Genomic DNA, 8598 nt, shown 5'->3' with positions numbered 1-8598 from the left:
AGAAGTGAAACACAGTATCGCCGATGGTAGTTTGGGGTCTCCCCATGCGAGAGTAGGTCATTTCCAGGCGCCTAATTACTCGAAAGAGTAGCTTCATTATGAAGCGAGTCTCCTAACCATGACACGTTAGCGACTTAAAAAGCATTTAGCATCGTGCGTAAGCAATTTGCTAAAGGAGCGGTAGTTCAGTTGGTTAGAATACCGGCCTGTCACGCCGGGGGTCGCGGGTTCGAGTCCCGTCCGCTCCGCCAATTACATAGAAGCCTCGTCTAACGACGAGGTTTTTTTGTATCTGAAGCTTACCCATTTTTCCCGAACAGATATCAACAGCCACAAGCGCTGCATTAATTTAGTTGGTCCAATAACGTTCCCGGTATTGCTTTGCATTCATCCAATCTATTTGGACGGTTGACTCTCAATCAATAGAAAGTGACCAGTCACGCCAGATGACTAGTTCATTCTTTATTATAAGCAGCGTCCGCACTGCCACCTTAAGATGAAGGCCTTTGCTGCAATGCAAAGGCCTTTTTCGTATGTGAAAATCAACCGCGACATTTCTGTTTCATTAAGCGGCAATAGGCCTTGTAATTTGTCCGACATTATTTTGTATTGTCTTTCATTTTTGATAATACTTTAATACATTGAATCAATATCAAAATAATCAATTTAGCTATTTTTGAGATATTACTGTTGAGTTGTTGTAATTCATTAAGTCTTTTATTGGCTAATTTTGGATAAATGCGATCTATTGTCTTGCCATTCACATATTGCTCCCCTAACTTAAGTGCCAATAGCATGGGATTAGGAATAATGATGAAGTTAGAAATGATTTGTACTGGTGAAGAGGTACTCTCTGGCCAAATAGTCGATACCAATGCTGCTTGGGTTGCGAATACTTTGATGGAGTTAGGTATCGAGATGCAACATCGAGTGACGGTTGGCGATCGGATGGATGACCTCATAGCCGCATTCCAAGAGCGCAGTAAGCATGCTGATGTCATTATTGTTAATGGTGGTTTGGGGCCTACTAGTGATGATATGTCTGCGTTAGCCATGGCGAAAGCTAAAGGTGAAGACCTTGTCGAAAATGTGCAATGGCGTGAACATTTGGAAGATTGGTTTACGCGTAATAATCGTGTAATGGCCAAGAGTAATTTAAAGCAGGCTTGGTTACCAGCTTCTGCTGTGATGGTAGATAATCCTGTTGGGACAGCATGTGGCTTTAGAGTGAAGCTGAATAACGCATGGTTATTCTTTACTCCAGGCGTGCCGTTTGAATTAAAGCACATGATCACTGAACAGTTTATTCCGTTTATTACTGAAGAGTTTGGTGTACAACAAAAATCGGCTTTAGAAAAATTACTTACAATTGGTCACGGTGAGTCATCATTAGCAGATACATTGTCAGACATCACTTTGCCACAAGGCATTGAGTTAGGTTATCGCTCATCTATGCCACACATTGAAATTAAGATTTTTGCTCGTGGTGAAAAAGCTATCCGTCAGCTACCTGATGTAACAAAGCAGGTTAAAGCTTTATTAGGTTGTGCGGTTGTTGCTGAAAATCGGCCAACATTAGCAGCAGAGATCCATCATCGATTATACCAATCTGGTTTTAGTCTTAGTGTGGCAGAGTCTTGCACAGGTGGCATGATCACCAGTCAATTGATCGACTTTGCAGGGAGTTCATCGTACTTGCATCATGGTTTAGTGACCTACAGTAATGAATCTAAAGTGAAAGTGCTGGGCGTTAATCCACAGATCTTAGATGATCATGGTGCAGTGTCTATTGCTACTGTTGAGGCGATGGCGCAAGGCGTACGAGGTATTCTTGATAGTGATTATGCTTTAGCTACTAGTGGTATTGCTGGCCCTGACGGAGGCTCAGATGATAAGCCCGTTGGAACAGTCGCTATAGCATTAGCAACTAAACATGGCGTATACAGTCAAATGGTCAAGTTACCAAAGCGCTCACGTCAGCTTGTGAGAAGTATGAGTACGGCAATTGCTTACGATATGCTTCGTCGTGCACTACTTGAAGAAGCCGTTATTGTTGATTACCCGTCGATACCTAGATTCGCCAAGTAAGTGTATTTCTCGCTTGCTTACCATTGGTGTAAGCAAGCTAGATTTAATGACTAGGCTGTAAGGTCATCAGCCAATTGACTGTTTTTCGCTTTTTGATAAAAGTAAGCAACCGTTAATAAAATAACGCCAATCAAAATAAAGGCGACGATTTTTTGAATTAATTCAAATGACGCCATATCAACAACAATCACTTTGATACATGCCAAAGCAAATAGTAATGCTGCTAGCCTGACCAGGCTTGCTTGTTGAGGCCGTAAGCTTATAAACATCACCACACTAGCATGCACAACTAACAGCACTGCACTCATTGGTGCAGCAATAATTAGGTCGAATTGATAGCTCCACAGTAAATAACTTATCACTAATAAAGCATGCCAAGCCCACTTAAGCGTGACATAAGAGATAATTTTTCTGTGTGCTCTAATACCTAATCTTGCTGTTAACAAATAATGACCTAATAAAATCAGCACTCCAAGCTCTGCTAAATTGGTCAGAACATTATCAATATTAAGGGTGAGTTGTGTTTCGCTGTGAAATAGGATGGGTAAAATGGCACAAGCAAAAATAGCAAAATACGCCAAGCTATAACTTGGTGCTAAGGCCTGCTTAAAATGTTGACCTATGCGTGTGTTTCTTTCGGTAATAACACTAAAATATCCACAGATGATTAACGCTGTTATTGCCCATGATGGATGGATTAGGTTAGTGAGAGTTTGACTTAGTACGGCTATGACTAAGGCAATATAATATGGAGCAATGTGCCATTGTAGCGTAGTAATTTGCTGCCACTTTTTTGGTAATTGTACATAGCGTACACTAATTAATCCGAGTAATAGCAATCCTATTGTCAATGCAGCAAGTCCTTGCCACAATTCTGCTAGGCACATTGCTGCTGTAACCATGGTTGCTAATACCGTGAGTATTTGCGACTCATAGCGAAGACTCTTGTGATTAATAAAGTAAGCCAAACCTAGACTCATCATACTGCTTAACCATAATGAGATAGCAATGTAGTCAGGATAGCTGCGTATGACTTTGGGCAATAATAGTAATGGTAGCGCGAGATAACATGCTAACTGAACATAGTAAGCAACGTGGATTAACTTGGCATTGGCATAATATTTTTTGTACCAATAATACGCCAATAGTAATCCGATAAAGAGTTCAAAACGGGCTAATTTAGCGTTCATTGCTTGGTCGGCAAAGCTAAGACTATCAGCGTCTATCATGCCAAAAATAACTAACCCTAATAACGGTAGTTGCAATAACCAGGCTAATACTTCGCTAAAACGTAGGGTGTGTTTAGCACTCATGTACAGTAGTAAAAAGCTGATTAATGGTAATGTATTAAGCCAATATTGCTCGGTGATAAAGAAGCTAATGAGTAACAAGGTTACTGTATAGAGCACTCCAAGTAACTCGCGGATAAACCGTACTACTAGGTGTTCAAATTGCATTAAATCAGCTTGATGGCGGCTCAGAAGCTTTTGCGCTACAAAAGTCATCGCACAGGTTAGTGTCATCGATATAATTAATAATGCTTGATATCCTAATAGGCCATCATTGTCATAGCGTGACAGAGCTAGCACATCAAAGACGTTAGCAAAGCTGCCGATTATGCCTAGTACGAGTAAGACATAGGCTTCTGCTCTAATAGGGCTAAACAACTGTTTACAGCCAATCCACAGTAACAATAATCCCTCTAATAACAGCACTAAACCCATCAGTTCGACGCTGAGTAAAAACAGTGCGGCAAAACCAGCAAAGCTTCCGGCAAAAGCCAAGGCTAGGGCACTAATATCTTTATCGCGTTTAATTACCCAATATAACAACCCACACAGCAATGCATTAAGTGCAAATAGCTCACCAGCAAAAATGCTCCACTCCGTTAGGGTGTAGAGAGTAAAAACCATAAGTGCGATTGGAACCGCTAGCAGCCTTGGTGTTAATGCAGACTTGATGACAAATAATAAGCTGGCAATACTGTAGAGGTAGAACAGCCCATTGATCATTAATACTGCTAGGCCGGTTTGCCAATCAATGACAGACAGCGGCAATTGAATAAATAAGCTGAGTATTTGTATGCAAGCTATATGGAGTAAGGCGGTAATTTCGATGAGTATTGGCCAAGCTAATTTGTGGCTTTGTACCATCGAGCAAATACCGATAAGCATTAAATAAGGCAGGTACAATAGCGGCGTTTGTCCACCATCAAGTAGCATCAATGGCGCGAGTGATCCGCCAAGTAAAGCGACAATCGCGACAACTTTGGTGTCGAGTTTAAACGATAAGCTATAACCCAATATCGTATTAAGCAATAACAAGCCAAAGCAGGCAATATCAGGAATAAGATTAAAGTACGGTCCAAGGAAATATAGGCACAAATAATTAAGAATAAGCCCAAGGCCAACTAGGCCTGAGCCGAAGTCTTGCATTCCTGGGCGTTTTTGCCGAATAAATACTCCACCAACAATAATACTATTTGCTACGCCTAAACCTAATAACGCTTTACCCAGTTCTGAAAACCAGTTGTTAATTGAAAACTGCAGTAAATAACCAAAACCTAATGTCAGGGTAATAATGCCTGCAACCGTCATCAAAAATACAGGCCCTAACCCTTTACTTTGATAATGCTGATAGAATTCTTTTGCTTGTTCGGTTAACCCAGAAATGGGAGCAAATGCTGACGCACTGAACTCACCGATAGCGTCAGCTAATTGAGTAACCATCGCACTTAGGGCACTTTGTCTAGCGGGTGACTTTGTGACTACCGAAGTTTGTTGTTCTGATAGAGATGATGTTAACGCTGAATGACTTATATCTAATGGTTGGCGCTCCCAAGCAGAAGACGAGTATTGAGGTTTATCGGCTACGATACTGCCGCTCGAATCGTTTTCTCGACTCTCATGCACTGGGGCATGTAAGTTTTCAGCAGGCAAGGCTATCGGTTGTTCATTATTATTTTGCGCTTGTACCTGTTGGGCCAAAGCATCAAGTTGTTGACTGAACTGAGCCAATTGTCTATTTACATCGGCCTGTTGAGCGCCTTGCTGTGAAGTAAACTCCGCCAGTTGTGCTTTTAGTTTTGCTACGTCATCCATTAACGGCATCATTTATCCCATGATTATTATGCACTCCAATATTGCCAAGTTATTGTACGTGGTTCTGATTGATTAGGAAATGCTCAGTTTTCTGATACTTGAGATGTTTAGCCTTTATTTTCGATGTGCATGTAGATGAGTTTGAAGCAATAAAAAAGCACCCTAAGGTGCTTTCTGCTACTACGATTATAACGTTAAAACTTAACCACCAGTTTGCCTTGTTGTACGGCAATTTCTTTGGTCATTTTAGCCATTAGCGCTTGATTACTGTCGCGAGTGTCTAAGGTATACACTGGCTGGTTTTCAAGATAATTACGTAAAAATCCCATTAGTTGTGGTGTTGCCTGGCTGATGTATCGTTCAATATCAGCGGGTTCAGACTCAACCTTGACTAAGTTTAACTGTCGAAGATAGACACTCTTGGTATTACTGTCATACCAAGGCACTGCCTCAAAAGTCGTTTTCAGCTTTGCATGGATCGGCAAAAGTGGGTTGTTAACTGTGATCACTGTTGCTGCTGTCACTGCCATAGTATTTGGCTTAGCGCCCAACACGACCTGCATATCATTTAGCTTAAGTGATACACCAATTAACTTGTTGCCCTGTTTTACCTCAAAATGCATGTCTTTATTCAGGTACTGCTCAATTTCAGACTCAGTGATACTGTACTGACTGGCACAGCCAGTTAGTAACAATAACAATCCAAGTCCAAGGGTTTTAACCAAGGTTATCATCCAGTGTTTCTCATTCCTGCTGCAACGCCGGCAATGGTCAGCATAAGTGCTAGCTGAACATCTGCAGACGGTTCAACTTCTCTACGTGTACGGGCTAATAGCTCGGTTTGTAAGAAGTTAAGTGGATCTATGTAAGGGTTGCGCAGTTTAACAGACTCACGGCTCCAAGGCGTATGTGCCATTAACTCTGTCGCTTGGGTTAATGATAATACTGCTTCAATACCCAATTGCAGACGTTGACGTAACTTCTCGCCTAAATGATGTAACTCTGGCTTCACTAAACATAGCTCGTAGTACTTGGCTAAGTTAGGTTCTGCTTTGGTGTAAACCATTTCGAGCATTGAAATGCGAGTTTCAAAGAAAGGCCATTGCTCTTCCATTTCACGCAATAATGTTAACTCGCCACGATCTGCCGCATCTTGTAATGCTTCGCCAGCACCAAGCCAAGCGGGTAGCATTAAGCGGTTTTGTGACCAAGCAAAAATCCACGGAATCGCGCGTAAGCTTTCAATACCACCATCAACTTTACGCTTAGCTGGGCGACTGCCTAGTGGCAACTTACCGAGCTCAACTTCTGGTGTGGCAGATCTAAAATACTCAACAAAGTCCGGTTCTTCACGTACGATGCCGCGATAATGCAGTACTGATTCTTCAGCAATACGCTGCATGCAATCACGCCACGATTTTTTAGGCTCCGGTGGTGGTAACAATGTCGCTTCTAATACCGCTGAGGTATATAGCGCTAAACTTTGTACCGCTAATTTTGGTAAGCCAAACTTAAAGCGGATCATTTCGCCTTGTTCTGTCACACGGATGCGACCATCTACCGAACCTGGTGGTTGCGATAAAATGGCTTTATGAGCTGGTCCGCCCCCACGGCCGATAGAACCGCCACGACCATGGAACAACATCAATTTAACGTCAGCTTTTTTACACACAGCAACTAACTGCTCTTGTGCACGATACTGCGCCCAGGCAGCTGCCATTACGCCAGCATCTTTGGCTGAGTCAGAATAACCAATCATCACTTCTTGCATGCCTTTGGTGTAACCACGATACCAATCAATATTCAGTAGCGAAGTCATACAGTCAGCGGCACCCTCTAAGTCAGCGAGGGTTTCGAATAATGGCACTACGCGCATTGGATTAGTGCAACCGGCTTCTTTTAGCAGTAATAATACGGTTAATACGTCAGATGGCTTGCTGGCCATTGATATCACATAAGAGCCCAGTGCATTAACAGGCTGCTGGGCGACTAAGTTGCAGGTTCTGACAACTTCAGCGACATCATCCGTCGGTTTCCAATTTGTTGGGATCAGTGGACGTTTGCTGGTTAACTCGCGCAGTAAAAACGCTTGTTTTTCATTTTCGTCCCAATGGTTGTAATCACCCATGCCCAAATAACGAGTCAGTTCAGCAATCACGTCACTATGGCGGGTAGCATCTTGACGAATATCTAGGCGTAACATGTGAATACCAAAACACGCTAAACGACGTAATATGTCGAGTAACAGGCCATTAGCAATCAGCTTCATACCGCAATCGGTCAAACTCTTATAAAGTAGTTCAAGCGGTTCAAGCAAATCTGATTTATGCCAAATTAGCTCGCTGGTATCAACATCAGGTTTTTTACCTTCAAGACGTGCGTTAAGGTAATCGATGGTGTCACGTAATTGGCAGCGTAATTTGCGTAACACATCGCGGTACGGTTCTTTACTGTTATCTGTTAACGCTGACAATTCAGCATTCGCTTGTTCCATCGACAATTCGCCAAGCAAGCTCACAATATCTTTTAAGTACAATCTTGCTGCGGCATGACGATTGCGATCGAGTACTTCTTGGGTGACGAGAGACGTTACAAACGGATTTCCGTCGCGGTCTCCGCCCATCCAGCTTGAAAATCTCACCGGAGAGACATCAATAGGTAATTGCTGGCCGGTCTTTTGCTCAACTTGATCATTGAGTTGACGCAGAAAGTCAGGAATAGCTTGCCACAAAGACGTTTCGATAGTGCTTAAACCCCAACGTGCTTCATCTACAGGAGTTGGGCGTTCGTTACGAATTTCGTTGGTGTGCCAAATTTGGGCAATAAGCTGACGCAGACGCAGAGTGCTTTGTTGGCGTTCGCGATCCGTCAGTTGGCTGTTTTCTTGTTCCGTTAAGCAATCAACTACAGCCGCATATTTTTGAATTAGCGTGCGGCGTGAAATCTCGGTTGGATGCGCTGTTAATACTAAATCGATGTCTAAGTTTTTTAAGCTCTTAATTACATCTTTTTTATCTAAATCAGTATCAAGCATGCGTCCAAGTAGTTGCTCTACTGGATCGGGCACACACACGAGTTCGTCGCAATTACGGCTAATGGTGTGAAATTGTTCTGCGATATTGGCTAAGTTTAAAAATTGGTTGAAGGCTTTGGCGAAAGGAACCAGTTCTTCGTCTGGTAAAGCGGTTAATAATGCCAACATTTGCTCGCGAGAGGCTTCGTCACCCTGGCGAGATTTTTTTGCTAAAATTCGAATTTGTTCTACTTTTTCTAAAAATGCATCACCTAAATGGTTTTGCATTGTTTCGCCTAATATCTGGCCTAAATGCCCCACATTTGATCGAAGTGACGCATACATATCTGCCGTTTGCTCTGTCATACTTACTCCCGAAAAAAAGAACGATTTTGC

The 8598-nt window shown here is 42.4% G+C and carries 4 protein-coding genes and 1 tRNA gene; 2 read left to right on the top strand and 3 right to left on the bottom strand.

From position 1 onward, the window contains the following. Positions 1–174 precede the first annotated feature (174 nt). Together AAEY99_RS01485 and AAEY99_RS01480 are read left to right on the top strand one after the other, a co-directional pair. A tRNA-Asp gene (locus AAEY99_RS01485) sits at positions 175–251 on the top strand. Positions 252–813: 562 nt separating this feature from the next. After that, positions 814–2088 (top strand): CinA family nicotinamide mononucleotide deamidase-related protein, encoded by a 1275-nt coding sequence (locus tag AAEY99_RS01480; RefSeq protein ID WP_351008718.1) that lies wholly within the window; start codon positions 814–816, stop codon positions 2086–2088. A 50-nt stretch (positions 2089–2138) separates the two neighbouring features. Here the strand turns inward: AAEY99_RS01480 and AAEY99_RS01475 are convergent, their stop codons facing one another. The 3 genes from AAEY99_RS01475 to ppc all read right to left on the bottom strand — a co-directional run bounded on the left by AAEY99_RS01475 (position 2139) and on the right by ppc (position 8568). Beyond that, the gene (locus AAEY99_RS01475; RefSeq protein ID WP_351008716.1) at positions 2139–5198 is read right to left on the bottom strand and encodes a DUF2339 domain-containing protein; all 3060 of its coding nucleotides are present in this window, start codon (positions 5196–5198) and stop codon (positions 2139–2141) included. Between the two features lie 185 nt (positions 5199–5383). Then, positions 5384–5923 carry a YceB family lipoprotein gene (locus AAEY99_RS01470; protein ID WP_162022032.1) on the bottom strand — a complete coding sequence of 180 codons (540 nt, stop codon included), beginning with the start codon at positions 5921–5923 and terminating at the stop codon, positions 5384–5386. After that, on the bottom strand, positions 5920–8568 hold the full coding sequence (ppc, locus tag AAEY99_RS01465; protein WP_351008705.1) for a phosphoenolpyruvate carboxylase: 2649 nt from the start codon (positions 8566–8568) through the stop codon (positions 5920–5922). Before ppc ends, AAEY99_RS01470 begins: the two co-directional genes overlap by 4 nt. Positions 8569–8598 lie beyond the last annotated feature (30 nt).

The organism is Shewanella sp. S1-58-MNA-CIBAN-0166 (assembly GCF_040310085.1).
GTDB lineage: Bacteria > Pseudomonadota > Gammaproteobacteria > Enterobacterales > Shewanellaceae > Shewanella.
Note: the sequence above shows the minus strand (reverse complement) of the source record. Positions and strands in the feature narration are given on the sequence as shown.